At 43.2% G+C, this 25265-nt stretch carries 29 protein-coding genes; 18 read left to right on the top strand and 11 right to left on the bottom strand.

Features of this window, described 5'->3' with window-relative positions; translation table 11 throughout:
* The first annotated feature begins 1 nt into the window (after nucleotide 1).
* Nucleotides 2–526, top strand: coding sequence for a hypothetical protein (locus GWK51_RS13945; protein WP_161934157.1), 525 nt, complete (start codon nucleotides 2–4; stop codon nucleotides 524–526).
* Nucleotides 527–580: 54 nt separating this feature from the next.
* Here GWK51_RS13945 and GWK51_RS13940 read toward each other — a convergent pair whose 3' ends face one another.
* Complete coding sequence (locus GWK51_RS13940; RefSeq protein WP_161934156.1) at nucleotides 581–1495, bottom strand: Dyp-type peroxidase; 915 nt, start codon at nucleotides 1493–1495, stop codon at nucleotides 581–583.
* Nucleotides 1496–1658: 163 nt separating this feature from the next.
* Between GWK51_RS13940 and GWK51_RS13935 the strand changes: the two genes are divergently transcribed.
* Nucleotides 1659–2282, top strand: coding sequence for a LysE family transporter (locus tag GWK51_RS13935; RefSeq protein WP_161934155.1), 624 nt, complete (start codon nucleotides 1659–1661; stop codon nucleotides 2280–2282).
* Nucleotides 2283–2318: 36 nt separating this feature from the next.
* Here the strand turns inward: GWK51_RS13935 and znuB are convergent, their stop codons facing one another.
* The 3 genes from znuB to GWK51_RS13920 are packed head-to-tail and all read right to left on the bottom strand — an operon-like array spanning nucleotide 2319 to nucleotide 4384.
* Nucleotides 2319–3119 carry a zinc ABC transporter permease subunit ZnuB gene (gene znuB / locus GWK51_RS13930; RefSeq protein ID WP_161934154.1) on the bottom strand — a complete coding sequence of 267 codons (801 nt, stop codon included), beginning with the start codon at nucleotides 3117–3119 and terminating at the stop codon, nucleotides 2319–2321.
* Nucleotides 3120–3122: 3 nt separating this feature from the next.
* Complete coding sequence (gene znuC / locus GWK51_RS13925) at nucleotides 3123–3914, bottom strand: zinc ABC transporter ATP-binding protein ZnuC (RefSeq protein WP_161934153.1); 792 nt, start codon at nucleotides 3912–3914, stop codon at nucleotides 3123–3125.
* Nucleotides 3887–4384 (bottom strand): transcriptional repressor, encoded by a 498-nt coding sequence (locus GWK51_RS13920; RefSeq protein WP_142770097.1) that lies wholly within the window; start codon nucleotides 4382–4384, stop codon nucleotides 3887–3889. Before GWK51_RS13920 ends, znuC begins: the two co-directional genes overlap by 28 nt.
* 138 nt (nucleotides 4385–4522) lie before the next feature.
* Here GWK51_RS13920 and GWK51_RS13915 point away from each other — a divergent pair, with 138 nt between their 5' ends.
* The 12 genes from GWK51_RS13915 (at nucleotide 4523) to adhP (ending at nucleotide 14299) form a co-directional block, all read left to right on the top strand.
* On the top strand, nucleotides 4523–5362 hold the full coding sequence (locus GWK51_RS13915; RefSeq protein WP_142769756.1) for a metal ABC transporter solute-binding protein, Zn/Mn family: 840 nt from the start codon (nucleotides 4523–4525) through the stop codon (nucleotides 5360–5362).
* 170 nt (nucleotides 5363–5532) lie between these two features.
* The gene (locus GWK51_RS13910; protein ID WP_100242266.1) at nucleotides 5533–5931 is read left to right on the top strand and encodes an ATP synthase subunit I; all 399 of its coding nucleotides are present in this window, start codon (nucleotides 5533–5535) and stop codon (nucleotides 5929–5931) included.
* A gap of 102 nt (nucleotides 5932–6033) precedes the next feature.
* Nucleotides 6034–6909, top strand: coding sequence for a F0F1 ATP synthase subunit A (atpB, locus tag GWK51_RS13905; protein WP_100242265.1), 876 nt, complete (start codon nucleotides 6034–6036; stop codon nucleotides 6907–6909).
* Between the two features lie 84 nt (nucleotides 6910–6993).
* Complete coding sequence (gene atpE, locus GWK51_RS13900) at nucleotides 6994–7239, top strand: F0F1 ATP synthase subunit C (protein ID WP_000424060.1); 246 nt, start codon at nucleotides 6994–6996, stop codon at nucleotides 7237–7239.
* 38 nt (nucleotides 7240–7277) lie between these two features.
* On the top strand, nucleotides 7278–7748 hold the full coding sequence (locus tag GWK51_RS13895) for a F0F1 ATP synthase subunit B (protein ID WP_100242264.1): 471 nt from the start codon (nucleotides 7278–7280) through the stop codon (nucleotides 7746–7748).
* Between the two features lie 12 nt (nucleotides 7749–7760).
* Entirely contained in the window at nucleotides 7761–8297 is a 537-nt protein-coding gene (locus GWK51_RS13890) for a F0F1 ATP synthase subunit delta (RefSeq protein WP_100242263.1), read from the top strand.
* 42 nt (nucleotides 8298–8339) lie between these two features.
* Nucleotides 8340–9884 (top strand): F0F1 ATP synthase subunit alpha, encoded by a 1545-nt coding sequence (atpA, locus tag GWK51_RS13885; RefSeq protein ID WP_100242262.1) that lies wholly within the window; start codon nucleotides 8340–8342, stop codon nucleotides 9882–9884.
* 86 nt (nucleotides 9885–9970) lie between these two features.
* Nucleotides 9971–10840, top strand: coding sequence for a F0F1 ATP synthase subunit gamma (gene atpG, locus GWK51_RS13880; RefSeq protein WP_100242261.1), 870 nt, complete (start codon nucleotides 9971–9973; stop codon nucleotides 10838–10840).
* 29 nt (nucleotides 10841–10869) lie between these two features.
* Nucleotides 10870–12264, top strand: a complete 1395-nt coding sequence (atpD, locus tag GWK51_RS13875) for a F0F1 ATP synthase subunit beta (RefSeq protein ID WP_100242260.1) — start codon at nucleotides 10870–10872, stop codon at nucleotides 12262–12264.
* A 17-nt stretch (nucleotides 12265–12281) separates the two neighbouring features.
* Complete coding sequence (locus GWK51_RS13870; RefSeq protein WP_100242259.1) at nucleotides 12282–12701, top strand: F0F1 ATP synthase subunit epsilon; 420 nt, start codon at nucleotides 12282–12284, stop codon at nucleotides 12699–12701.
* A gap of 84 nt (nucleotides 12702–12785) precedes the next feature.
* Nucleotides 12786–13085, top strand: a complete 300-nt coding sequence (locus GWK51_RS13865) for a hypothetical protein (RefSeq protein WP_100242258.1) — start codon at nucleotides 12786–12788, stop codon at nucleotides 13083–13085.
* A 182-nt stretch (nucleotides 13086–13267) separates the two neighbouring features.
* Complete coding sequence (gene adhP / locus GWK51_RS13860) at nucleotides 13268–14299, top strand: alcohol dehydrogenase AdhP (protein WP_161934152.1); 1032 nt, start codon at nucleotides 13268–13270, stop codon at nucleotides 14297–14299.
* Between the two features lie 57 nt (nucleotides 14300–14356).
* Here the strand turns inward: adhP and GWK51_RS13855 are convergent, their stop codons facing one another.
* The 4 genes from GWK51_RS13855 to GWK51_RS13840 form a co-directional block, all read right to left on the bottom strand.
* Nucleotides 14357–14932 carry a hypothetical protein gene (locus GWK51_RS13855; protein ID WP_161934151.1) on the bottom strand — a complete coding sequence of 192 codons (576 nt, stop codon included), beginning with the start codon at nucleotides 14930–14932 and terminating at the stop codon, nucleotides 14357–14359.
* A 152-nt stretch (nucleotides 14933–15084) separates the two neighbouring features.
* A complete protein-coding gene (locus tag GWK51_RS13850; RefSeq protein WP_161934150.1) occupies nucleotides 15085–15498 on the bottom strand; it encodes an RcnB family protein in 414 nt (137 codons plus the stop codon).
* 173 nt (nucleotides 15499–15671) lie between these two features.
* A complete protein-coding gene (locus GWK51_RS13845; RefSeq protein WP_142769752.1) occupies nucleotides 15672–16217 on the bottom strand; it encodes a glutathione peroxidase in 546 nt (181 codons plus the stop codon).
* 105 nt (nucleotides 16218–16322) lie between these two features.
* Nucleotides 16323–17081 (bottom strand): AraC family transcriptional regulator, encoded by a 759-nt coding sequence (locus GWK51_RS13840; protein WP_161934149.1) that lies wholly within the window; start codon nucleotides 17079–17081, stop codon nucleotides 16323–16325.
* Between the two features lie 99 nt (nucleotides 17082–17180).
* Here GWK51_RS13840 and GWK51_RS13835 point away from each other — a divergent pair, with 99 nt between their 5' ends.
* Nucleotides 17181–18110 (top strand): DMT family transporter, encoded by a 930-nt coding sequence (locus GWK51_RS13835; RefSeq protein ID WP_235941155.1) that lies wholly within the window; start codon nucleotides 17181–17183, stop codon nucleotides 18108–18110.
* 383 nt (nucleotides 18111–18493) lie between these two features.
* Here GWK51_RS13835 and GWK51_RS13830 read toward each other — a convergent pair whose 3' ends face one another.
* The 3 genes from GWK51_RS13830 to GWK51_RS13820 are packed head-to-tail and all read right to left on the bottom strand — an operon-like array spanning nucleotide 18494 to nucleotide 21415.
* Entirely contained in the window at nucleotides 18494–19063 is a 570-nt protein-coding gene (locus GWK51_RS13830; RefSeq protein ID WP_161934147.1) for an L-threonylcarbamoyladenylate synthase, read from the bottom strand.
* A 38-nt stretch (nucleotides 19064–19101) separates the two neighbouring features.
* Nucleotides 19102–20247: a DNA-processing protein DprA gene (gene dprA / locus GWK51_RS13825; RefSeq protein WP_161934146.1), complete on the bottom strand. Its 1146-nt coding sequence runs from the start codon at nucleotides 20245–20247 to the stop codon at nucleotides 19102–19104.
* Between the two features lie 13 nt (nucleotides 20248–20260).
* Nucleotides 20261–21415 (bottom strand): LysM peptidoglycan-binding domain-containing protein, encoded by a 1155-nt coding sequence (locus tag GWK51_RS13820; RefSeq protein ID WP_161934145.1) that lies wholly within the window; start codon nucleotides 21413–21415, stop codon nucleotides 20261–20263.
* A 119-nt stretch (nucleotides 21416–21534) separates the two neighbouring features.
* On the opposite strand from GWK51_RS13820, the gene def reads away from it, so the two are divergent.
* The 3 genes from def (at nucleotide 21535) to GWK51_RS13805 (ending at nucleotide 24700) form a co-directional block, all read left to right on the top strand.
* Entirely contained in the window at nucleotides 21535–22068 is a 534-nt protein-coding gene (gene def / locus GWK51_RS13815) for a peptide deformylase (RefSeq protein WP_100242248.1), read from the top strand.
* Between the two features lie 88 nt (nucleotides 22069–22156).
* A complete protein-coding gene (locus GWK51_RS13810) occupies nucleotides 22157–22588 on the top strand; it encodes a DUF2946 family protein (protein WP_161934236.1) in 432 nt (143 codons plus the stop codon).
* 69 nt (nucleotides 22589–22657) lie between these two features.
* Nucleotides 22658–24700, top strand: a complete 2043-nt coding sequence (locus tag GWK51_RS13805; RefSeq protein WP_161934144.1) for a TonB-dependent copper receptor — start codon at nucleotides 22658–22660, stop codon at nucleotides 24698–24700.
* Nucleotides 24701–25265 lie beyond the last annotated feature (565 nt).

Here is a 25265-nt window from a genome sequence, read left to right as displayed (position 1 = left end):
TATGAGATTTATATTTATTTTATTTTTAATAGCTTTGAGCGCGTGTGGCTATTCCAAAGCCATTTCTAATAAAAAAAATTACTTGGATTTAAACTCAATAAATTTTGAAGGAAAGTCTTATATTCTTGGTAATGAATATTCAGGTTTTAATTTTTCCTCAAAGGGCATTGAAAAAAATGAAATAGGAAACTGTACAACTTTTTCGGATATTGATAATGGTATTTCATATACTTTTAATAAACAGAAGCTGGTTGAAATATTAATTAAAAACGAAAATAAAAGTATATATACATCAAAAAAAATTCGTAATGGTATGAATGTGAAGGAAATATATAAGAGTTATGAGGGATATGAAATTAAAAAAATGAAAAGTGAGGGTGTAGGGGATTCTCAAGATGATTTTACCTACACGGTTACTGATAATTTGCAGAAAAATAATATTTTAATTTTTGATGTTGTGCATGGAGAAATTCAAGGAATGCATGCGGGAAAAAGAGGATTTGATTTATCTGATTGTGAAGAGTGATGCTTTAAATTGTACTAGCTCAAGCCGACTTCTGTCGGCTTGATTCTTTTTATTTTATAGAACCTCTTCCAACAACTCTTCACTCGGAGCAAAGAAGTAAGCACCATCTACGGCGGTCACGAAATGCAGTAAGCGGTCATGAATGCCATCACCTGTGGTGCCAAACATGTGCTCTAACATGTCATCAATAATGGCTAGATTCTTGGTATACGCAATAAAGAACAGTCCTTGCTCACCTTTACCATCGCCATAGGGTAAAGAATGACGCAGAATTTCCATTTCTTCACCTTCATCATCTTCAATCACAACACGTGCAATATGGGCATTCTCTGGTTTTATATCATCATCCATTTCAATGCTTTCAAGCTTTGATCGTCCCATAACACTTTCTTGTGCATCTACTTTTAGGCGTTTCCATTTTTCTAAATCATGCACATAACGTTGCGCAAAAATAAATGAACCATCTTTAAAAATGCCTGCATCAGCACCGAGTAGCGCAGTTTCGGCACGGTCATCTGGGAATTGCGGGTTCTCAGTACCATCAATAAAACCCGTTAAATCACGACCATCAAAATAACGGAAGCACACACGTTCATCCAAAACCTCAACTTTATCTTGAATATCATCAAAGAAAGCTTGGCTAAGGGTGAAGCAGATATCACTGCGTTGCGAGGCAATATGAATCAGCACATCTGCGGGTACGGCTGGCATTTCAAAAGCACCCTGAATGGGGTCAAGTTGTTTGAATCCTTCAGGAGATTGCGGATAGAGTTGTGCCCAAAGTTCAGGACCGAAGGCCACCGCAGTTTTGATTTCTGCATTGGGGTGTTGAGTCATTAAACGATCACGTGTATTCAGTAAATCTTCAATCTTTTCTTTCAGTTCTGGCAGGCTTAAATCTTTTAAACGCAATACGATGAAACGGGCATGATCTGAAGGTAAGGGTAAAATTACTGATTGTGCGGTCATTTATAGCTCCTTTGATTTTTATTCAATGCGTGGCTGGGTTTATTGTGCCTGAACGATGCGGGGCTGAATAGCCCAATCTACATTATTCTTGGGTGAGAATTTCTCCGCACATTTAACGTGTGAAAAGTCATATAATGACCTGTCTTTCAGAGGTGGTGCGGTGATGTCTTTTCAAGTTTGGGTAGCATTTATGTTGGCATGCTGGGTCATTAGCATTTCGCCTGGTGCAGGTGCAATTGCATCCATGTCGAGTGGCTTAAACTATGGATTTCGTCGTGGCTACTGGAATGCACTCGGTTTGCAGCTGGCATTACTGCTGCAAATTGGCATTGTGGCAGCAGGGGTGGGAGTACTTTTTGCAACCACGCCGTGGGCATTTCTCGTGGTGAAATGGTTTGGTGTCGGCTATTTATTGTATTTGGCTTATCTGCAATGGAAAGCGCCGGTACAGTCCATCGAGATTCAACAAGAACAGCAAGCCACTAAATCAATTCCGAAACTCATCGCGTATGGCTTTTTGGTCAATATGAGTAATCCGAAGGCAATCGTATTTTTATTAGCGGTCCTGCCACAATTTTTAGATTTATCTCAACCACAATGGATTCAGTATGGGGTGATGGCGATGACCATGATCAGTATTGATTTGATGGTGATGGCGGGATATACGGGTTTGGCAGCAAAAGTGTTGAAACTGCTGAAATCGCCGAAACAGCAAAAATACATGAACCGTACTTTTGCTGTGTTGTTTAGTTGTGCTGCAGGGTTGCTGAGTTTGGTGCATCAATAAGCCCACTTCTGTTGAAAGCATGTGGATGCTGCTGAATTAAGCCAGTTTTCTGACTTTTTGTACCCCGAAAATGACAGCAAATACCAGTGCCATGCACAGGACAATGCTTAAACCTGTTGGGGTATTCAGTGCGGCACTTGACCATAAACCGACACTGACACCAAATTGTGCTGCGATAAATGCCCAAATCACCATTTGTTTGGGTGAGTGTGCGAGTAAGCGAGCGGTTAACGCAGGAATCACCAACAGTGCACCCATCAACAATGAACCGACTGCGCGTAAGGCCAATACGGTAAACACGGCCAAAAGCAACATAAATACCAGACGTTGCCATTTGGCATTCACGCCCTCACTAATGGCAATATCAGGGTCAATCGCAATTTGAATCTGGGCTTTCCAGTATTTAAATAAGACCGCCAGTGCAAGCGCAATCACAATGGCAAAGATTGGGAGATCAGCCCAAGCAATGGTGAGTAAGTCGCCAAATAAATAGCTGAGGAGTTCTGGTCGTAGTGCGGGTAAATGTTGAATCAGCATCAAACCTGCGCAGAGCAGAGTGGCAGAGCAGAGCGCCAGCAAGGCATCGTTGGGTAAGCGTGGATCATGCAGCACCCATAAAATGGCGACCAGCATAAATGCCAGCAAGGTAACGCCCATCCAGAACGGTAAGCTGAGAGCACCCGCCATTGCTACGCCCAACAAAGTGCCGTGTGCCATGGTATCGGCAAAGAATGACATGCGACGCCAAAGCATCAGACAGCCCAAAGGGGCGGTTAAAAATACCAATAAGGTTCCCATGATCCAAGCAGGTAATAGCAGATCTAACCATTCCAACATCTATTAGGCTTCCGGTTCAGGGTGAATGTGTGGGCGAGGATCATGTTGGCAAGCGGTGGCACTATCCCCATGCGCACAATGATCATGATGATGTTGATAAAATACGCGGTTAGTGCCAAAAATCGCTTGGTATTCTGGATGCTGTTGAATATTTTCAGGCAAGCCGCTACAACAAATATGTTTATTCAGGCAGACCACGCGTTGCGTACCTTGCATCACCCATTGTAGGTCATGTGACACCATCAGTACCGCACAGTGATATTTTTCCGGCAGGCTGCGCACATAGTCATACAACTCAGCCTCGGACTGGATGTCGAGACCTTGCATCGGTTCATCCAGTACTAAAATATCAGGTTGACGCAGTAGGGCACGTGCTAGCAAGACGCGTTGGCGCTCGCCACCTGAAAGTTGTTGTACTTTCGAGTCTTGCAGTTTGGCAATGCCTGTATCTTGAATGATTTCTTGTTTGATGTGTGTAGGGCAGGGCTCAAGTTCAAGCAGGTCTTTCACGCGTAAAGGTAAACTGTGTGAAGGGTTGAACTTCTGCGGCACATAAGAGAACTTGAGTTTGCGCGCAGAGAAGACTCGACCTGCGTTGGGTTTGAGAATCCCAAGCAGCACTTTAATCAGCGTAGATTTTCCTGCACCGTTTGGTCCAATTAAAGTGACAATTTCACGTTCATGTAGGGCAAAATCGATCTGCTTTAAAATATCGCGTTCATCGATCCGGACACTAATTTGCTCAAGGCGAATCAGTGTTGGGGTGTTTAGTTCGCTTGGCTGCAATTCTGACATTTTCCAGAAATCTCAATAATGCTGTGTTGGGCGGTAAAATGGTCGGAAGCAGCAAGGGCATCGAGTTGTTGTAATAGTCCTTCCGAAGAAGCTTCTTTGACGACATGACATTCGGTACAGATTAAAAATGCCGCTTGATGACCTTCACGCGGATGACAACATGGAATATAGGCATTAATCGAGGTCAGGCGATGAATGAGTCCCTTTTCTAATAAAAAGTCGAGCGTGCGATATACGGTTGGCGGGGCGGCAGGGCGGTCAGATGCACTTTTAATTTTTGCCAATAAATCATAGGCCCCCATTGGGCCATGCGCCGTCAAAATCAGTTCGAGCACTTCTTTACGGAGCGGGGTTAAGCGTGCTCCTGTGGCTGCACAGAGACTTTCTGCTTCAGCAAGGCGTGTTGCGACATTATGATGATCATGTACGCCATGTAATGCATTGTGGTGTTCATGCGAACATAAGCTCATAGCAACCTCAGTACGGGCTTGGAATAGAATAAACGACATTAAATTTTAACATGAACCGCTTTAAGTTACGATTAGACGTAGGTATTTTTGTTGAGTTGTTATATTATAACACTTGATGAAATTTAGTGTTGTTCAATCATGTCCCGTATCTTCGCTTTTTGTTTACTGTCTATTTTAAGTACTGTTGGTTGGACACAGAGTCTGGTGGTGTCTACCCATCCTTTATATTTGATTGCACAGGAAGTGACGAAGGGCGTTGAGCAACCCGTCTTGTTGCTGGAAAACCAGACGGGACATGATGTGTCATTGACACCAGCGCATCGTAAAGCCATTCAAGATGCAGGCTTGGTCATTTGGCTGGGGAAAGCACACGAAGCACCACTGGATAAGTTGTTGCACAATAACCCGAAAGCAGTCTCCATTTTATCTTCTGGCTTGGTTAAAACTTTGCCGCAACGCAGTACGCGAGGTGCACCTTTAGCCAATACGGTAGATACCCATGTGTGGCTGGACCCGAATAATGCCGTACGGATTGGCTTCTTTATTGCGGCACTCCGTTCACAGCAACAACCGCAGTATCGTGATAAGTACTGGCACAATGCGCAGACGTTTGCCAAGCAGATGTTTGCGACCGCGCAAAAGTTTCAAACCCAAACTGCCGCACAACCTTATTGGTCGTATCACGATGCCTATCAGTATTTGGAACGCCCGTTACATTTAAAGCTGGCAGGATCAATGACTGATGATCCACATATTGCGCCGACACTCGCACAAATCAAATATCTGAATGATCATCGTGGACAGAAGAAAATGTGCTTATTGGCAGAAGGGCATGCCAGTGCCAATCAGTATCAAAAACTACAGCCTATTGTGTTTCAGGCCGTTGATGAAAGCTTAAATGCGGAAAATAACTTTGTCTCGGCATGGTCCGATTTGGCGCAACAAGTCAAAAACTGTGTATTAACTGCACGCCAATGAAGCGAAAATAATCAATATTTAATCAACTGCTAGACATTTATTGTATTGAAAAAAACTCGACTTAGGTCGGGAAATGATTGCATGTTCAGGGGTGTAACTCTATAATGCCTGCGATTAAAAACGATCATCAGCTAAACTTGTCAAGCATTTATGCTGTGAGTGGATAAATAATGAGCCGAACTAGTCGCTTGATTGACCGACGATTAGCGAAAGCATTAGTCATCTTGCAAGCATTTATGATTCCTGTGTCAGCCTTGTTGGCGTGGCTTGTGAAGGATGCAACGGCAGCTTTAAGTGCCGCACTTGGTGCAGGCGTATGTTGGCTCGCCAGTTGTTATTTTTCGTGGCAGTCGTTTCGAGCTGCAGGAGCGAGAGCATCTAAGCAGGTACTTTCAAATATGTACCGCGGGATGATGGGCAAGTTTGCGATTGTGATCGTCGGATTTATTTTAATTTTAAGCAATGTCAAACCGTTATCTCCGGCGGCGTTGTTTTGTGGTTTTATCCTCGTTCAAACCATGTCGTGGGTCGCTCCTTTTTGGGTGTCACGTCTACAAAAACGAGTTTAAGCGCAGCTAAATTGAAAAGTTTTTTTGGAGATAAGCGAGATATCACGCAGCATGCGATATTCGCTTACTCTATTTGTATTTGACATTGACCAGGTGTGATTTATGGCTGCTGAAGAACATGCCCTTACTTCGACCGAGTATATCAAGCATCACTTGACCAATATGACCTATGGCAAAATGCCAGACGGTACGTGGAAATTGGCTGAGAACGGTGCTGAAGCTCAACAGATGGGGTTCACTGCTATTCACTTGGATTCAATGGGTTGGTCAATCGGCCTTGGTGTTATTTTCTGCTTGTTATTCTGGATCGTAGCGAAAGCTGCAAACTCTGGTGTTCCTACCAAGTTCCAGTCTGCAATCGAAATGATCATTGAGTTTGTTGACTCAAGTGTCCGTGACACTTTCCATGGCAAATCACGCTTAATCGCTCCGCTAGCTTTAACCATCTTCGTGTGGATTTTCCTCATGAACTTGATGGATTTGATTCCTGTTGACTGGATTCCTTATGTAGCTCAGCACGTTGGCGCAAGCGTATTTGGTATGGACCCACACCACGTTTACTTCAAGATCGTTCCATCTACAGATCCTAACATTACCCTTGGTATGTCTTTATCTGTATTTGTCCTTATCTTGTTCTACAGCATCCGTGAAAAAGGTGTTGGCGGTTTCGTTGGTGAATTGGCACTTAACCCATTTAACCCAAGTAATCCAGTTGCAAAAGCGTTGCTTATTCCTGTGAACTTAATTCTGGAATTAGTAACTTTCCTTGCACGACCAATTTCATTGGCTCTACGACTATTCGGTAACATGTATGCGGGTGAGTTAATCTTCATCTTGATCGCGTTACTACCGTTCTGGATCCAGTGGGCGTTGTCTGTGCCTTGGGCGATCTTCCACATTCTTGTTATTACGCTACAAGCATTCATTTTCATGATGCTGACTATCGTATACTTGAGCATGGCAAGCGAAAAACATTAATGGTATTGCCTAACTATCACCGGATGGTTGGGCTTAAAATTTTTTACTTTAATTTGGTATAAACCTAACCTCTGAGGAATTATCATGGAACTCACTTTAGGTCTAGTTGCAATTGCATCTGCTATCTTGATCGCTTTCGGTGCTTTAGGTACTGCGATTGGTTTTGGTCTTTTAGGCGGTCGCTTCCTTGAAGCTGTTGCTCGTCAACCAGAATTGGCTCCACAACTTCAAACTCGTATGTTCTTAATCGCGGGTCTTCTTGATGCTGTGCCTATGATCGGTGTTGGTATTGGCTTGTTCTTCATCTTCGCTAATCCATTTGTAGGTTAATCAGCTTAATTCCTAAATTAAACTATTGAGGAATAGCAATGAATATCAACCTCACATTGATTGGCCAAGCGATTGCATTTGCGATTTTCGTCGCATTCTGCATGAAGTTTGTATGGCCACCACTAATCAATGCGATTAGTGAGCGTCAGCGTAAAATCGCTGATGGCTTAAATGCTGCTGAAAAAGCTAAAGCTGACCTTGCTGATGCGCAAGCACAAGTTAAGGCAGAATTAGACGCAGCTAAAGCACAAGCGGCTCAATTGATCGAACAAGCGAACCGCCGCGGTGCGCAATTGGTAGAAGAAGCTCGTACTCAAGCTGCTGCTGAAGGTGAGCGTATTCGTCAACAAGCGAAAGAAGCTGTTGATACAGAAATCAATTCTGCTCGCGAAGAATTACGTCAACAAGTTGCTGCCTTGGCAGTTACTGGTGCGGAGAAAATCCTTAACCAGCAAGTTGATGCAGAAGCTCACAATGCCATGCTTACTCAGCTGGCTGCTAAACTTTAAGCGAGGCGGAATATGGCTGAACTCTTGACGTTGGCTCGCCCATACGCAAAAGCAGCATTTGCTTACGCATCTGAGCAAAATGCAACTGACAACTGGTCAACTGCATTACAAGTGCTTAGTGCTGCGGTACAAGACGAAGCATTTTCAGCTTATTTAAATCGCCCTGAGCTTACTCCTGCTGAGCAGGTCAGTATTTTCGCAAAAGTATTAGGCGAAGACCAAACTGCAGCAGTGTCAAACTTTTTGACATTGCTTGCTGAAAACGATCGTTTGGTTCTTCTTCCTGAGATTGCTGCAGAATACGAACAGCTCAAATCACAGAATAACAACACTGTGGATGTAGTGATTGAATCTGCATTCCCAATGTCTTCTGTTCAAGAACAATTACTTGCACATGCATTAGAGAAAAAATTCGAAGCAGCAGTAAATGTAACTGTAGAAGTTAAACCAGAGCTTATTGCTGGTGTGGTTATTCGTGCAGGCGACCAAGTGATAGATGATTCTGCGCTTAACAAGCTTGAAAAAATGCGGACTCGTCTTCTTGCTTAACCGCAAAAAGACTGAACTATTAAAAGATTGAGGTATAGCGCAATGCAACAACTGAATCCATCCGAGATCAGTGCGCTCATTAAACAGCGTATCGGCGATCTGGACACCAGCGCGACCGCTAAAAACGAAGGTACCATTGTTATGGTATCCGACGGTATTGTGCGCATTCACGGCCTTGCTGATGCAATGTACGGTGAAATGATCGAATTCGACGGCGGCTTATTTGGTATGGCACTGAACCTAGAACAGGATTCAGTGGGTGCCGTTGTTTTAGGTAACTACTTAAGCCTTCAAGAAGGTCAAAAAGCTCGTTGTACAGGTCGTGTATTAGAAGTTCCAGTTGGTCCTGAACTTCTTGGCCGTGTCGTAGACGCTTTGGGTAACCCAATTGATGGTAAAGGCCCTATTGATGCAAAACTTACTGATGCTGTTGAAAAAGTAGCACCAGGCGTAATTTGGCGTCAATCAGTAGACCAACCTGTACAAACTGGTTATAAATCAGTTGATACAATGATTCCTGTTGGTCGTGGTCAACGTGAGTTGATCATTGGTGACCGCCAAACTGGTAAAACAGCTATGGCGATCGATGCGATCATCGCTCAGAAAAACTCTGGCATTAAATGTGTATACGTAGCTATTGGTCAAAAACAATCGACTATCGCTAACGTTGTGCGCAAGCTAGAAGAAACTGGCGCTATGGCGTATACAACTGTTGTTGCTGCTGCTGCTGCTGATCCAGCTGCGATGCAGTACTTAGCTCCGTACTCGGGCTGTACAATGGGTGAATACTTCCGTGATCGCGGTGAAGATGCACTGATCATTTATGATGATTTGTCTAAGCAAGCTGTTGCTTACCGTCAAATCTCATTATTGTTACGTCGTCCACCAGGTCGTGAAGCGTATCCAGGTGACGTATTCTATCTTCACTCTCGTCTTCTTGAGCGTGCTTCGCGCGTTTCTGCTGACTACGTTGAGCAATTCACTAAAGGTGAAGTTAAAGGCCAAACTGGTTCATTAACTGCATTACCGATTATTGAAACTCAAGCGGGTGACGTATCTGCATTCGTACCAACCAACGTAATTTCGATTACTGACGGTCAGATCTTCTTAGAAACTTCATTATTCAACTCTGGTATCCGTCCTGCTGTAAACGCAGGTATTTCGGTATCTCGTGTTGGTGGTGCTGCGCAAACTAAGATCATCAAAAAATTGTCAGGTGGTATCCGTACCGCTCTTGCACAATACCGTGAATTGGCTGCGTTTGCTCAGTTTGCTTCTGACCTTGACGAAGCAACGCGTAAACAACTTGAACACGGTCAACGTGTAACTGAGTTAATGAAGCAAAAACAATATGCTCCTTACTCAATTGCTGACCAAGCTGTTTCAGTTTATGCATCTAACGAAGGTTACATGACTGACGTTGAAGTGAAGAAAATCGTAGACTTTGATACTGCGTTAATTGCTTACTTCCGTTCTGAACATGCTGCGTTAATGCAAAACATCGATGCTACTGGTGATTTCAACAAAGACATCGAAGCTGAATTTAAAGCAGGTATTGAGAAATTCAAAGCGACTCAAACTTACTAATTCAGCATTAGCTGTTTAGTCTAAAGTTTGGTTCACGGATCAACCTTCGAAAGCTCGAAAGGGCTTTCGAATACTAGGTTAAGCGTATGGCAAATTTAAAAGAAATTCGCGCCAAAGTAGCTAGTATCAAGTCGACGCAGAAAATTACGCGTGCGATGCAGATGGTAGCTGCTTCGAAAATGCGTCGTGCGCAAGAGCGCATGGCTGCAGGCCGTCCGTATGCCGAAAATATGCACCGTGTAATTGCTCATTTAGTTCAAGCGAATCCTGAATATAAACACCGTTATATGGTTGAACGCCCTGTAAAGCGCGTTGGCTATATCGTGATTTCTTCAGATCGTGGTCTTGCTGGTGGTTTGAACATTAACTTGTTCAAAAAAGTTGCTAAGCATGTACAGGAACAGCAAGAGCAGTCAATTGAAGTTCAATTTGCTTTAATTGGTCAAAAAGCGGTTTCGTTTTTTAAAAACTACGGCGGTAAAGTGCTTGGAGCAACAACTCAGATCGGTGATGCACCGACTCTTGAACAGTTGACAGGTTCTGTGCAAGTTATGCTTGACGCATTTGACAAGGGCGAACTCGATCGCATCTATTTAGTGTCAAATGGTTTCGTTAACGCAATGACGCAGAAGCCTCAAGTTGAACAACTTGTTCCACTTGCTCCAGCGCAAGAAAGCGACAGCCTCAATCGTCAATACGGTTGGGACTATATCTATGAACCTGAAGCAGAAGAATTGCTAAACGGTTTATTGGTTCGCTATATCGAGTCTATGGTTTATCAAGGCGTGATTGAAAACATCGCGTGTGAGCAATCTGCTCGTATGGTTGCAATGAAAGCTGCAACTGACAACGCAGGCGACTTGATCAAAAGCCTACAACTCATTTACAACAAGCTGCGTCAAGCCGCGATTACTCAGGAAATTTCCGAGATCGTTGGCGGTGCCGCTGCCGTTTAACATTATTAGTTTGAATTGAGGAGACAGCAATGAGTAGCGGTCGTATCATTCAGATCATCGGCGCGGTAATCGACGTCGAGTTTGAACGTAACAGCGTTCCTAAGATCTATGACGCTCTCCATGTTGATGGCACTGAAACTACTTTAGAAGTTCAGCAACAACTTGGTGACGGTGTTGTACGTACAATTGCGATGGGATCTACTGAAGGTCTTAAACGTGGTTTGAACGTAACTAACACAAATGCACCGATTTCTGTTCCAGTAGGTACGGGCACGCTTGGCCGTATCATGGACGTTCTTGGTCGCCCTATCGATGAAGCTGGCCCAGTAGCAACTGATACTACTTGGGCAATTCACCGTGCAGCGCCTTCGTATGCTGAACAAGCTGGTTCTACTGACCTTCTAGAAACTGGTATTAAAGTCATTGACTTACTATGCCCGTTCGCGAAAGGTGGTAAAGTTGGTCTGTTCGGTGGTGCGGGTGTTGGTAAAACCGTTAACATGATGGAGTTGATCAACAACATCGCTAAAGCGCACTCAGGTTTATCTGTATTCGCTGGTGTTGGTGAGCGTACTCGTGAAGGTAACGACTTCTACCACGAGATGAAAGATTCTAACGTTCTTGACAAAGTAGCAATGGTTTACGGTCAGATGAACGAGCCACCAGGTAACCGTTTACGCGTAGCGTTGACTGGTTTGACCATGGCTGAATACTTCCGTGACGAGAAAGACGAAAACGGTAAAGGCCGTGACGTATTATTGTTCGTAGACAACATCTACCGTTATACACTAGCAGGTACTGAAGTATCAGCACTTCTAGGTCGTATGCCATCTGCAGTAGGTTACCAACCGACACTTGCAGAAGAGATGGGTGTTCTTCAAGAACGTATTACATCGACTAAGTCTGGTTCGATTACGTCTATCCAAGCGGTATACGTACCTGCCGATGACTTAACAGATCCATCGCCTGCGACAACGTTTGCTCACTTAGATGCAACTGTTGTATTAAGCCGTGACATCGCTTCTCAAGGTATTTACCCTGCGATCGACCCACTTGACTCTACTTCACGTCAGTTAGACCCATTAGTAGTTGGTCAAGAGCACTACGGTATTGCTCGTTCAGTTCAAAACGTTCTTCAACGTTATAAAGAATTGAAAGACATTATCGCGATCTTGGGTATGGACGAATTGTCTGAAGAAGATAAGTTAACTGTTTACCGTGCGCGTAAAATCCAACGTTTCTTCTCTCAACCGTTCCACGTAGCTGAAGTATTTACTGGTGCTCCTGGTAAATATGTACCTCTTAAAGAAACGATTCGTGGCTTTAAAGGTATCTTGGCTGGTGAATACGACCACCTTCCAGAACAAGCGTTCTACATGGTTGGCGGTATTGACGAAGCGATTGCTAAAGCTGAGAAACTCTAATTTAAGGAGATCATCTCATGTCGACTATGCAATGTGATGTGGTAAGTGTTAAAGAGTCAATTTACTCTGGCACGATCAGCATGCTAATCGCTAAAGGTGCAGGTGGTGAGTTGGGTATTATGCCTGGTCACGCGCCACTTGTAACTTTACTCCAACCTGGCGCGATTCGCGTGATTTTGGAAAACGGTACAGAAGAGATCGTCTATGTATCTGGTGGTGTGTTAGAAGTTCAACCGCACGTTGTTACGGTACTTGCAGATACTGCAATCCGTGCTGACAACTTAGATGAAGCTGCAATTTTGGAAGCGCGTAAACACGCTGAACAATTGTTAGCAAATCAAAAGAGCGATTTGGACTCGGCTGCTGCGTTAGCTGCTTTGGCAGAAACTGCGGCTCAGCTCGAAACTATCCGCAAAATCAAAAACCGCGCAATGTAATTGACGGTTTGAGATTGAAAAAGCCACCGAAAGGTGGCTTTTTTTATGCTATAAAATTGTATTGCTTAAACTCGAGTCGATCTCATGCAGCTCATAGAACATGCTCCACATTTTTGGGAACTCTATCAGGATGATCAGCAGCTCTATCTCGCCATAGCTGTTGATATGAGTTCGGTGGTGTCGTGTTGGGAGTTGGTACTGACACAGCAGCAAATCCAGAATTATTGGCAACAAGGTTGTGACAGTATTCATCATCTGACCAAGAGCATTATTGATGCGGTGTATCGTGGTGATTTCAGTTATCTAGAACAGCATCAGGTTTCTGAAGAGGTGAAAGCAGCGATGCAAAATGCTTTCTTGCATTGGCGTGCACAAAACCACTGATTAATGGATTTCTGAACTGTGTGCTCGTTCAATCATGCGTTGGTGGGTGCAGACTGATTTGTAGCAACAATCCGATCAAAAAACATACCAAACAATTACCTTTCATCTTCAGTTTCTATGTTACTCATAAATGAGGGTACGACATCAGAACTTGACTCAATTTGAGTACATGGAGAATGAAAATGGCAAATACAATGAAAGCCGCAGTCGTCACTGCATTCAATCAACCCTTACAAATTCAACAAGTCGAAATTCCTAAAATCAGTGCGGGTAAAGTGCTGGTGAAAATGATTGCAACGGGCGTGTGTCATACTGATTTGCATGCCATGCATGGTGACTGGCCGATTAAGCCGAGCTTGCCTTTTATCCCAGGTCATGAAGGGGTGGGTGAAGTTGTAGAAATTGGGGAAGGTATTGATCACCTGCATGTGGGTGATCTAGTGGGAATTCCTTGGCTATATTCCGCCTGTGGACATTGCGATCATTGTTATGCAGGCTGGGAAACGCTGTGTAAGCAACAACAAAATTCTGGCTATTCCGTGAATGGTAGCTTCGCAGAATATTGTCTAGCCGATGGCGATTATGTCGGCGTGATTCCTGCGGGTGCAGACCTGTTGGAAATCGCCCCGATTTTATGTGCAGGGGTGACGGTCTATAAAGGCTTAAAAATGACCGAAGCCAAAACAGGGGATTGGGTCGCCATCTCAGGTATTGGTGGCTTAGGGCATGTCGCCATTCAATATGCGAAAACCATGGGGTTTAATGTGGTTGCCATTGATGTGGACGATACAAAGTTAGATTTGGCAAAACAGCTGGGTGCCGATGTGGGCATTAATGCCCTAAAAGTGAATGTGAAAGATGAAGTGCTGAAAGCCACTGGAGATGGCTGTCATGGTGTGCTGGTCACCGCTGTTTCTCCGAAAGCATTTGAACAAGCGGTGTCTATTATACGACGAGGCGGAACCATGGTTCTCAATGGTCTGCCTCCAGGAAAATTCGATCTTTCGATTTTTGATATGGTGCTGGATGGTATTACCGTCCGTGGATCAATTGTCGGGACACGCTTGGATTTGAAGGAAGCACTGGATATTGCTGCGCGTGGCAAAGTGAAAGCCCATATTCATGTTGAGCCTTTGGAAAATATTAATGATATTTTCGAACGCATGGAGCAGGGCAAAATTGATGGGCGAATTGTGATTGATTTTAAACTTTGACAACTATCGCGGATCAATTCTGTTGAAGTCATCAGAATTGATCCTCTTATATTAACTTTAGTTTTGACTTGCCGCTGCATCTGGTTTTAACAATAGCATTTTCGCAAGGGTCAGCATCTCGGATTGTAGTAACGAAATCTGTTGTTCAATTTTCGCTAAATCGACGGTTTGAAGGTCGACCTTGCCATTCAAATAGGGTAAATCTAGCACTTGTTGATTGGTGCTCATGATTTTTTCTCGAATCGATTCAATTTCCTGACTTTTTAAATCCAAACTGCTTAATGCACGGTTAAAGTCGGTGAGTTGCTGATGTAAGGCATTCACAGAGCTTTGTAGCGCCTGCTGATCTTTATCTGCCAGAGCTTGTTCTAATGCTGTTTGTGTATCTTTAAGCTGCTGCACATAGTTACCCGCTTTCAATTGCATGTCTGCAACATCACTGACCACATACAACATATTGCCACTTTTTAATTCTTTGTCTGCTTGATCTGCACTTGATGCAAATACTTCTTCAGCATCTGCAGTGTTTGCTACGGCTTCTGTATGTTCTGTAGCCTGATCGCAGCCAATTAAACTTAATCCCGCAGCGAAAATGGCAAATGGAAGTAAGGCACCTTGCAGAATTTTTTTCATAATCTTGAACAATCTCAATCTAGCGTTATATCAGGGTAAAAGGATTATAGAACGCACCTTTTACTTTCTAAAGTCAGGCTGCAAAGTAACAACAAAAAGATCGCTTGCATAAAAAAAAGAGTGCAAAACGCACTCTTTTTCATTCAAGGCGCTTACATGCCTGGAACGATTTTAATGATGTTATGGTTTAACACGTTGGTTAATACATAGTCACCATTTACTTTGATCCATTGCTCATTTTTACCTGGCTTGTTTAACTTTTTATATTTGGTGTGGTCAACTTGATAGCTTTTACCACGGTATTGTGTTGGAACTGGGTTACCTGGTTTCCAAGCAGCTGATGGGCGAGTTGATTTGTTGTTGCTCGCTTTGTTATTTGAAGCTTTGTGTTGATCTTGTGCATGATGACTTGAAGCGTCGTTATGCATGTCTTTATGGTTCGCATCATTGTGGTTTTGAGTTGCATGTTGTTTATGATCTTGCGAGTTTTGTGGTGCAGCGAAAGCTGGTGCTGCCACTAATGCTGTTGATAATGAGAAAACCACAGCTTGTACTAAACGATTCATAATCTACCTTCAATGCGATCTAACTTGTTCTGATGCTGTTATTAAAACAGTAAGTGACTGAGTTAGTTTGAATTTAATGTTGTAATAATATTAAAACTATGGAGGGATTAAGTAGATTGACTAAACAATATCAGAAAGCAAGATTCTCACTTTCTGATAATGTATTTGTAACCTTATTTCTGCAATTCTGCTTGAATCGCATCGACAAGGCGTGGATCTTCTGCGGTAATGTCAGGTGCAAAACGTGCCACGATTTGTCCTTGTTTATTCACCAAAAATTTCTCAAAGTTCCACAGAACTTCAGGTGGTTCATTCGGGGTTAAGCCATAATCGACTAAATCTTTCCACCAAGGACCTTCACCAATACGTTCAGGAATCGCGTTGATTAAGGTTTGGTATAAAGGGTGTTTATCTTCACCCACCACCGAGATTTTCGAAAAGAGCGGGAAATCAATCTTGTAGTTGACGGAACAGAATTCTTGAATTTCACTGTCGCTGCCTGGTTCTTGTGCCAAGAAATTATTGGCAGGGAAGCCCAAGATTTCTAAACCTTGATCTTTCTGTTGCTGATACAGTTTTTCTAAACCTTCATATTGTGGGGTTAAACCGCATTTTGATGCCACATTCACTATCAGCAGCACTTTGCCTTGATATTGATTCAAGGTCACGTCTTGACCTTGGATGGTTTTTACAGGAATGTCGTAAACAGACTGGCTCATATACAGATCCATTGATTTTTTATTGGGTTTCCATGTTGTAACGAGAATTGGCTGGAACTGCAAGTTGAATCCTGTAGTTGAACCGAAAAAGATACAGTTGTAGGCTTAGGCTTCACGGATTTGAGCAGGGGTTTGTCCTGTATAACGTTTGAAGAACTCAATAAAACTGGAACTGTGTTGATAGCCCAGATCATAAGCCAGCTTTTTCACGGTCGATCCTGCGTGGAGTTGTTCCATGGCATACAAAATTTTGGCGCGATTGCGCCATTCTGCCAAACTCAGTTGCAGCTCTTGTTGGCTCAAACGTAACAAATGTCTTTCGCTCAAGTGAATGTTATGGAGTAGCTGTTGCATGCTCAGGGCAAAATGTTCTGGATTGCACAATTGCTGCAAGATCGGTTTTAACACGGCATGTTGCGTTTGCGGCAGGTAGTGTTCATAGGCTGGCGCTGTACGAAGCTGGTCTAGGAGTACATAGAGTAAATGTTGGTATTCCTCGGAGGGCTTTGAACTTTGTTGGCGTAGGACTTCTTTAATGAAATGGCGTAGAAAAGAACTAATTTCTACGGTTTTGGTTTGGCCAGGAAACAGCTTGCACAGTTCAGGATGCAAATGGATACAAATATAGTGGGTGGTTTTTAATTCACGGGCAATACAGGCATGTGCGGTGTGTGCGGGAATCCACAGCCCATAGTTGGGCGGCGATAAATAATGTATTCCTTCAATTTCATAATCCAAAATGCCATTTAGGCTAAAATTGAAATCGCCCCAAATACAGGAGTGCGCAGCAATTTCATCATTGTGTTCATAAAAATATTCATGCACTTCGATCCATTCGGATAGGGGAGGTTGATGCTTCTGCATGGCTGATTTTTACCGTATCAATGTCTGAAAAACCGTATTTTTATTATTTCAGACTTTTAGCACAATAGCAGTATCTGATGGGTGAAGATGAGTAAGCAAATGCAGCAAAATAGATGGGTGAAATTGGCGGTACTGTTACCCTTGATTGCAGTTTTCATTTGGTCATTGAATATTGCAGTCACACGCTATGTTGCGGATTATATTTCGCCTGTGAGTATCAGCTTTTATCGCTGGCTGGTGGCATTTATAGTGTTGACCCCTGTAATGCTGCCTAAAGTCTGGCAACAGCGTCAATTGGTGATACAGCATTGGCAACAGTTTGCGGTCTTAAGCGCCTTTGGTATGCTGCTTTATCAGGGGCTGGCGTATAGTGCAGCACATTACACCACCGCCACTAATATGGGTATTATCAATGCCTTTATTCCAATCTTTACCATTTTCGTGTCCATCGTCATCCTCAAGGAAATTCCGAATCGATTTGCCATTTTAGGTAGTCTGGTTTCGTTTTTGGGTTTGATGTATGTGATTGCACAAGGCAACCTTGCGACATTGCTCCATTTAGGTGGGCATTGGGGCGATCTGTTGATGGTGATCGCAGTATTCTTTTATGCCTTTTATGGCGTGTTCCTGAAAAAATGGCAACTTAAAGTCCCGCTGATGATTAGCCTTTATGTGCAGATCGGATTTTCCCTCATTTATCATTTGCCTTTTGTGTTGTGGTTGGGTATTGACCGCTTAGATATGCAGAATAGTGCCAGCGTGTTCTATGCGGGTTTATTTGCTTCTTTAATTGCTCCTTGGGTGTGGATGTTGGCGGTACAGCGTTTAGGTCCCAATCGCACCAGTATTTTTATGAACTTGATGCCGATTTTTACTGCGATTTTGGCTTATTTTTGGTTGCATGAGGCTTGGACCATTCACCATAGCATTGGTGGAATCATCATTATTGCAGGTATTGCGATGGCACAGATGAAATCAAAAAAGCAGGAGCTAAGCGTTGATGAATCGCTAAATGCGATTAATAAATAGACAAACAGGTCTCGAAGTGAAAATATTTTTTTTGGACTAAACCACCAGTTATAAGTGTAAAAAAGTATACTGTCAAATGATTATTTATTTAAAAATATTTTAAAAATAGGAGGATAGTTTGACTTTTTGAATAAATTTCACATTTTAATCATGGATTTAAGCAAAAGTATGCATTAAATAATGTATTTGTGTTTTTATTTGGAATGTTAGATAATGTTCACATCAAGAATGATCAGTTAAGTATTTCTTAACAATGCTTTAATTCTGACATTCAGCAAGATTTTCGAACCCTCTGGATGTGATTAACACACATCCTTTTTATGCTCAATCAACCTATTTGATTGAGCTTTTTTTTGTCTAAAATTTCCCTCAGAAGAGGTTCATTAGGCACGAATGACCAGTCCTGTTTCAGCATCAAGAATACGACTCGGTTCTTGGCTTAAGCCTAGATCACCATTTAAATAATCTGGTTGCTGACTAAAATACTTGCTGGCATCTTGAAGGGAGCGGGCAGGTTCGAGTCCAGCAGGATTGGCACTGGTCGAAACGATAAAGCCATTAAACGCATTGCATAGTGCGACACATAAAGGGTGGGTAGTAACACGGATGGCCACTTTCGGGTGATTGCCCTTAATCCAGACAGGAATGTCGTCGCTGGCGGGAAGCAACCATGTGGTCGCGCGTTCAGTGGGGCTGCGATTACTCCAAGAGGCGATTACGGTATCACGCATTGCTGGCGTCAGTCCTGCCAGTAAATGCTCTACCTGACTAATATGTCCAGCCAATAGAATGACGCCTTTTTCAATCGGGCGTTGCTTGAGCTTTAAAATTTCATTAAATGCCGCTTCATTATGAGGATCACAACCTAAACCCCAAACAGCCTCTGTCGGGTATGCCAAGACATGTCCGCGTTTTAAACTTTCGGCAGCTTCAGCAACAGAGGTGGTAATCATGTTCGTGTCCTATTTTGAGCAAAGGCTTATTCTGAACCTTATTGGATAGGACGACAACGCAAATACACCCCAGATTGTTGCATACATAAACCTAAAAGCTCTAATTCCATCAACTGTACGGTCAATGTTGCGGCATCTTGCTGCAAGTGGATGGCCAAATGATCTAAAGCAGCGCCTGTCCAGTCCAATTGATTATACAGCGGCATCAAATGTTCAGGGATTTCAGGTTTTGCGCTGAGGGAGGATGTAGCTGACTCATCAAGGGATTGCTGCTGTGCTTGCCACTGGGTTGGCAAGGCAAGGTCTTCTAACACTTGTTCAGGATGATCAACCAGAATGGCTCCTTCGCGAATCAATTGATGGCAGCCCTGATGAAACTCGCTATAAATATGTCCAGGGATGGCAAACACTAATTTACCCTGTTCAGCTGCCAGTTTGGCTGTAATGATCGAGCCACTGTTCAGACTGGCTTCCGCGACAATCACACCTAAAGAAAGGGCGCTGACAATTCGATTACGTCGCGGAAAGTGATGCTGAAGGGGTGGTGTGTGGGGGAGAAATTCAGTAATGATTGTGCCTGATTGCTGCACAATCTGCTGTCGCAGTTGTTGGTGTTGTGAGGGATAAGTTTGATCTAATCCAGTGCCCATGACCGCCAGTGTCCGTTGATGCGGTAAAGCCCCTTGATGGGCGGCCTCATCAATGCCTTGTGCCAAACCGCTGCTGATGACAAAACCTTTTTCACTTAAATAATAAGAAAAATCATAGGCAATTTGTCGACCATGTGGGCTAGGTTTACGGCTGCCAACGATGGCAATTTGTGGTTGCATCAATTGAGCCAATTGACCTTGTCCAAACAAGATGGGCGGTTTATCGCTGTAGGGAAGCAATTGTCGCGGATATTCTGGATCGTGATAACTTAAGACAAAATCCGAATGTTGCTGAATCTCTGCAAGGATACTTTGGAATTTGTGTTGTTCGGCAGGTGTGTAAAATTGCTGTGCGCGTTGAAGATGGTTTTTATGTAAACCGAGGCCTGACCAAAGCGGCAAGCTTTCAGGCTGAACAGCTTTGTGAATGCTGCCAAAGTACTGTTCGAGTTTATAGAAACTGCTTAGAGAGTGCTGAACCAAATACCACAAGGTAATGGTGTCCATTTGCACTTGTGATAATGGTTTCAGCATGTGGCGCTCCGAATTAATCGTCCATTAGTGGCGGTTGAATGTAAGCACCGATTTTGATTGGTAATGAGCTATCGAGCACATAAGCATAACTAAAATGATCAAAAGTCTTGAACACCATCAAGTTACCAATTTTTTGCCCTGGCAATTGCACCATCTCTTTGGTTTTCGGGTCTCGCACCTGTTCACCTTTTTGGTTGATGCTAAACACGTGACCGACTTGAACACCTTCAAGATTGCCACGGTCAATGGTGACCACGCTGTTTTTAGCTGCCGTGCCAATTGAACCCATCACACGCACAATTTGTCCACCTGCGGCAACATCTTCAGCCATAGTTGGGTAGAACAGAGTCGGGAGCATTGGGTCATAGACAGGCAAGACACGATCACCACGACGGACTTCTGCGTTAAAGCTGTCGGTTAACTCAATAGTGGTAATGTCGTTTTCACTTGCCACAGCAACACCCGTAGCAACTTGATTTAGCTCAAGCCCTGCATCGTATTTTTTGCCTTTGGCATTCAACATGGTGTACGGGTCGCCTTCACGATAGACGGCATATTGTTGACCCACTTCTAAACCATTGCCACGGGCATAAATGGTTTGTCCTTTACCTGCAAGTACGCGTTGATCTGCTGTACCCAGAACATAAGGCGTATTGGCAATCGATTCAGGTGCAATAATGGTGGAGTGTTCTAACCACTGCTTAATATTGTCTAATGGAATCACAGGAATCGCGTTATTTAAGGATTCGACGCGGACCTGTGGTTGTAATTTGGTGCCGCCAGCATATCGACGGATAATGCCGTCACAGCCGTCACCTTCGTCTTTACCAATCAATGGCTTGCCTTGGTAGCTACAAAGCAGCAGCTTGTCACCTGGGAAAATCCAATGTGGATTTTTCACGTGACGGTTGCTGGCCCAAATTTCAGGCCAGCGCCAAGGTTTGTCTAAGAATTTTCCAGAAATATCCCAAAGGGTATCGCCCTTTTTCACCACATAAACCTGTGGAGCACCCGCTTTTAAAGAGGGAGGATTGATGTTGCGTGCTGGTGCAGCTTCGACCACTGCGATAGAACCAACACTGATTGCCAAACCGACAGTCAGCGCCAGCAATTGCTGTTTAAACCCCAAGGCACTAAAAGATGGTATGCCCTTCAAAACCTTTTTCATTATCATAATTCCTAAAATTATGTATGTAATTTACGTTATAATAACGATATTACACACATTTTTTTGATGAAGCATTCCTTCATTTGGTTTTTTGATCAATGGCATAAGTGAGGACGTTTATGGCCTTATTACCTATTTTAAGTTTCCCCGATCCCCGTCTTCGTACCATTGCACAACCAGTCGAAGAAGTTACTGATGAAATTCGTCAGTTAGCTGCAGATATGTTTGAAACCATGTATGAAGCGCCAGGCATTGGTTTAGCCGCTACCCAAGTCGACCGTCATATTCAGTTAATCGTAATGGATCTTTCTGAACATAAAGATCAGCCTATGGTGTTCATTAACCCCAAAATTACCCCATTGACTGAAGAAACCCAGCCCTATGAAGAAGGCTGTTTATCAGTGCCTCAAATATACGACAAAGTTGAGCGTCCGTCACGTGTAAAAATTGAGGCAATTAACCTTGAAGGTCAATCCTTTACAATGGAAGCAGACGAACTTCTCGCTGTTTGTATTCAGCATGAAATGGATCACTTAAACGGCAAGTTATTTGTCGATTATTTATCGCCACTCAAGCGCCAACGTGCACGCGAAAAAGTGGAAAAAGTGACGCGTCAACGCCAAAAAGAGAAAGTGGCCGTCAAGCGCGGATAATTTTCCATTTAAAATCATCATTAAGTATGAACCCAATTTCGATTGGGTTTTGTTATACTGGCACCGCACAAATTGCAGGATGATTTTTTTGCTTTTCCGTGGTGGTTTGCTGCTGGCATATGTCGCAGTTTTTTTACAGATTGCTGTTTTTTTACAGCCTTTGCTACCTAAGCAATACCAAGTTGCTCCGGTCTGTGAAACCATTACGCGTGCATTATTACTCTCTTCTCCAACGGCACACGCCGTGCATACTTCAGTTGCACAACATGAGCAGCATTCGCATATGCGCATGCAGCATCAAGAGCAACCTGCGCATAATCATCATGATGCTCATCATCAATGTCAGTACTGTACCGTATATGGCAATTTGGTCTTGCCGCCTGAACTTGATGTAAAGCCTATACTTGATCGTATTCAGGTGCGTTTAATCGCTTGTCAGAAAGCCTTTGCGCATGTCTGGTTTGTTCTACAGCAACTGTTTCTAATTCCGCAAGGACGGGCACCGCCTCTCTGGACATAAATCCGCTTTATTTCGCTTGGGTCGTAGGGACTTGAGCACAGTGTTATTTATGTTTTATGAGAGATTGATATGGCTCAGCCAAAATTCTTTTTACAGCCTTTATCGGCTGCGATTTGTGTCGCGTGTTATTCAGCTACAGCGCTAAGTTCAGAAGTAGAAACGACTCAATTTTTGGCACCGATTGTGGTGACGGCTCAGCAAGGTAATGATGCCAATGGTTTGATCGTACATGCCGATCCGAAACAGCCGACGCAGCCGATTCCTGCAGTAGATGGTGCTGCCTATTTACAAAGTATTGTCGGGTTCAATCAAATTAAAAATGGGGGAGCCAACGGAGATGTGACTTTCCGTGGCATGTTTGGTTCACGGATTAAAATTTTGACCGATGGCACAGAAAATCTGGGCGCATGCCCAAGTCGTATGGATAATCCAGCGTCTTACATTTCACCAGAAAGCTATGACAAGATTACCGTGGTGAAAGGACCGCAAACGGTACAATATGCACATACAGGTTCTGCTGCGACCGTGCTTTTTGAGCGTGAGCCTGAGCAATTGAGCAGTGCAAAACCTTATCGTGGACAAGCCAGTGTGATGCTGGGTTCCTATGGACGTTTAGATCAGAATATTGAAACGGCTGTGGGGGATGAAAGCAAATACGCGCGTCTAAATGCCAATCGTTCTGTTTCAGATAGTTATCAGGATGGAGCCGGTAATACGGTTCCATCGGATTGGGAGAAATGGAATGCTGATTTGGCTTTAGGTTGGACACCGAATAAAGACACTTGGGTGGAACTGAAGGGGGGTAAGAGTGATGGAGAGGCAGTCTATGCTGGGCGAAGTATGGATGGTTCTAAGTTTGCGCGAGAAAGCCTAGGTTTACATGTTGAAAAGAAAAATATCAGCGATGTGATCAAGCAAGTCGAAGCACAAGTGGACTATAGCTATAATGATCATGTGATGGATAATTTCCGTTTAAGAACGCCACCAACAACAACCATGACCATGCATGGTATGAGTATGACTGTGCCGAATAAGATGGAAATGGAAGTGACCCGTCGCACTTTAAATGCCCGTGCAGCGATGACTTCCGAATGGGATAAATTCAGCTTAATTACAGGCATTGATTCTCAGCAAAATAAGCATGGCGGCAATATGATTATGTATGCCATGCCGAGTATGAATTCGCCTTTTGCAACCAATATGAAATTTGAATCTTATGGTGCTTTTGGTGAATTAAGCTATCAATTCAGTGATCAGAATAAGTTGGTCACGGGGGCACGTATTGATCAAACTCAAATTGATAATCTGAAGACGGATACGGAACGTAAAGAAACGCTACCGAGTGGATTTATCCGCCTTGAAAGTAAATTTGCAGACCAACTGAAAACCTATGCAGGTTTGGGTTATGTTGAGCGTGTGCCAGATTACTGGGAGTTATTCAGTACCCAATACTATCAAACAGGGTCAACCTTCGATCATTTAAACAATGAAAAAACCACACAGTTTGATGCAGGCTATCAATATGAACAGGGTGCATTTAAATCATGGGCTTCGGTTTATGCAGGGCTGATTCAAGATTACATCTTGGTGGCATACACACCGACGGGTTCTATGGGGAAACTAGAAGCCAAAAGCCGTAATGTCGATGCGACCATTGCAGGGGCAGAAGCAGGAATTGGCTATCAGTTGACGGATCAGATTCAAGCCGATGTTAGTGCCATGTATGCGTGGGGTGAAAACACCACAGATCATCGTGCATTACCGCAAATTGCGCCGTTAGAAGGGCGTTTCAATTTACGTTATGTTCAAGACAAATATAATCTTGGTTTATTGTGGCGTGTGGTCGCAGCGCAAGATCGGACCAGTTATCGCGAAGGTAATATTATTGGCTATGATGTGGAAGACAGCAAAGGCTTCGGCACATTGTCCTTAAATGGAACCTATAACCTGCAAAAAGGCGTTGATCTTTCTGTTGGTGTAGATAATGTCTTCGACAAAAATTATGCCGAACATTTGAATAAATTAGGAAGTTCAGGCTTTGGTTATGCCGCAACTGAGCAATTTAACAATATTGGGCGTAACTATTGGGCGCGAATCAGTATGAAATTCTAAAGAAGACTAAGGGGTAGTGAAAGGCAGAGCTTAGGCTCTGCCTTTTTAATTGAGTTAGATCACTTTTAACGATATCTATGTAAAGGCAGTAAGCATCAACACGATGACTGTTTCGATTCAACTCGAGTAAATGAAATTTGAAATTGATTATTCCTAAAATTAGATTGAGTTGTTCTTCTAACGAATAAACAAAGCACAGCAATAATTTTAAAAGATGAGAACTTTAAAGGATTCAGACTCAGTTCAAAGTGACTCAGTGCAGTGTAGAGTGAGTTTAAGATTTGCTTTTTTGATTTTTAAATGGATTGAACAGAAGAAGAGACTATAGAAGATTGGCTATATCCTTTAAATGAGACAATACTTCTGGCAGTTTTTAGGTGAATCTGAAGATGTTGCTGATAGATTCAGAGAAGATTTACCGTGATCAGGTTTTTATTCGGTTAAGTACTGATGTTAATTTAAGCAGAAAAGTGGTTTTTACAGTAAAAAAAGCCATTTTTGCTGATTAAATGAGCGGGCGAACACTTTTTTTGAAAATAACCGAAAATAGGGGTTGTAAGAGATC

It is taken from the genome of Acinetobacter kanungonis (assembly GCF_009939195.1).
Classification (GTDB): domain Bacteria; phylum Pseudomonadota; class Gammaproteobacteria; order Pseudomonadales; family Moraxellaceae; genus Acinetobacter; species Acinetobacter kanungonis.
Note: the sequence above shows the minus strand (reverse complement) of the source record. Positions and strands in the feature narration are given on the sequence as shown.

Coding starts and splice junctions, on each gene's coding strand:
- GWK51_RS13940 (WP_161934156.1), bottom strand. CDS start 1,495: ATGACCGCACAATCAGTAATTTTACCCTTACCTTCAGATCATGCCCGT.
- GWK51_RS13855 (WP_161934151.1), bottom strand. CDS start 14,932: ATGAAAAAAATTCTGCAAGGTGCCTTACTTCCATTTGCCATTTTCGCT.
- GWK51_RS13915 (WP_142769756.1), top strand. CDS start 4,523: ATGTCCCGTATCTTCGCTTTTTGTTTACTGTCTATTTTAAGTACTGTT.
- atpE (WP_000424060.1), top strand. CDS start 6,994: ATGGAACTCACTTTAGGTCTAGTTGCAATTGCATCTGCTATCTTGATC.
- atpA (WP_100242262.1), top strand. CDS start 8,340: ATGCAACAACTGAATCCATCCGAGATCAGTGCGCTCATTAAACAGCGT.
- GWK51_RS13840 (WP_161934149.1), bottom strand. CDS start 17,081: ATGCAGAAGCATCAACCTCCCCTATCCGAATGGATCGAAGTGCATGAA.
- dprA (WP_161934146.1), bottom strand. CDS start 20,247: ATGCTGAAACCATTATCACAAGTGCAAATGGACACCATTACCTTGTGG.
- GWK51_RS13945 (WP_161934157.1), top strand. CDS start 2: ATGAGATTTATATTTATTTTATTTTTAATAGCTTTGAGCGCGTGTGGC.
- GWK51_RS13865 (WP_100242258.1), top strand. CDS start 12,786: ATGCAGCTCATAGAACATGCTCCACATTTTTGGGAACTCTATCAGGAT.
- GWK51_RS13890 (WP_100242263.1), top strand. CDS start 7,761: ATGGCTGAACTCTTGACGTTGGCTCGCCCATACGCAAAAGCAGCATTT.
- GWK51_RS13895 (WP_100242264.1), top strand. CDS start 7,278: ATGAATATCAACCTCACATTGATTGGCCAAGCGATTGCATTTGCGATT.
- GWK51_RS13835 (WP_235941155.1), top strand. CDS start 17,181: ATGCAGCAAAATAGATGGGTGAAATTGGCGGTACTGTTACCCTTGATT.
- GWK51_RS13920 (WP_142770097.1), bottom strand. CDS start 4,384: ATGAGCTTATGTTCGCATGAACACCACAATGCATTACATGGCGTACAT.
- GWK51_RS13870 (WP_100242259.1), top strand. CDS start 12,282: ATGTCGACTATGCAATGTGATGTGGTAAGTGTTAAAGAGTCAATTTAC.
- znuC (WP_161934153.1), bottom strand. CDS start 3,914: ATGTCAGAATTGCAGCCAAGCGAACTAAACACCCCAACACTGATTCGC.
- GWK51_RS13820 (WP_161934145.1), bottom strand. CDS start 21,415: ATGAAAAAGGTTTTGAAGGGCATACCATCTTTTAGTGCCTTGGGGTTT.
- GWK51_RS13935 (WP_161934155.1), top strand. CDS start 1,659: ATGTCTTTTCAAGTTTGGGTAGCATTTATGTTGGCATGCTGGGTCATT.
- atpD (WP_100242260.1), top strand. CDS start 10,870: ATGAGTAGCGGTCGTATCATTCAGATCATCGGCGCGGTAATCGACGTC.
- GWK51_RS13845 (WP_142769752.1), bottom strand. CDS start 16,217: ATGAGCCAGTCTGTTTACGACATTCCTGTAAAAACCATCCAAGGTCAA.
- GWK51_RS13805 (WP_161934144.1), top strand. CDS start 22,658: ATGGCTCAGCCAAAATTCTTTTTACAGCCTTTATCGGCTGCGATTTGT.
- adhP (WP_161934152.1), top strand. CDS start 13,268: ATGGCAAATACAATGAAAGCCGCAGTCGTCACTGCATTCAATCAACCC.
- atpB (WP_100242265.1), top strand. CDS start 6,034: ATGGCTGCTGAAGAACATGCCCTTACTTCGACCGAGTATATCAAGCAT.
- GWK51_RS13910 (WP_100242266.1), top strand. CDS start 5,533: ATGAGCCGAACTAGTCGCTTGATTGACCGACGATTAGCGAAAGCATTA.
- atpG (WP_100242261.1), top strand. CDS start 9,971: ATGGCAAATTTAAAAGAAATTCGCGCCAAAGTAGCTAGTATCAAGTCG.
- def (WP_100242248.1), top strand. CDS start 21,535: ATGGCCTTATTACCTATTTTAAGTTTCCCCGATCCCCGTCTTCGTACC.
- znuB (WP_161934154.1), bottom strand. CDS start 3,119: ATGTTGGAATGGTTAGATCTGCTATTACCTGCTTGGATCATGGGAACC.
- GWK51_RS13850 (WP_161934150.1), bottom strand. CDS start 15,498: ATGAATCGTTTAGTACAAGCTGTGGTTTTCTCATTATCAACAGCATTA.
- GWK51_RS13830 (WP_161934147.1), bottom strand. CDS start 19,063: ATGATTACCACCTCTGTTGCTGAAGCTGCCGAAAGTTTAAAACGCGGA.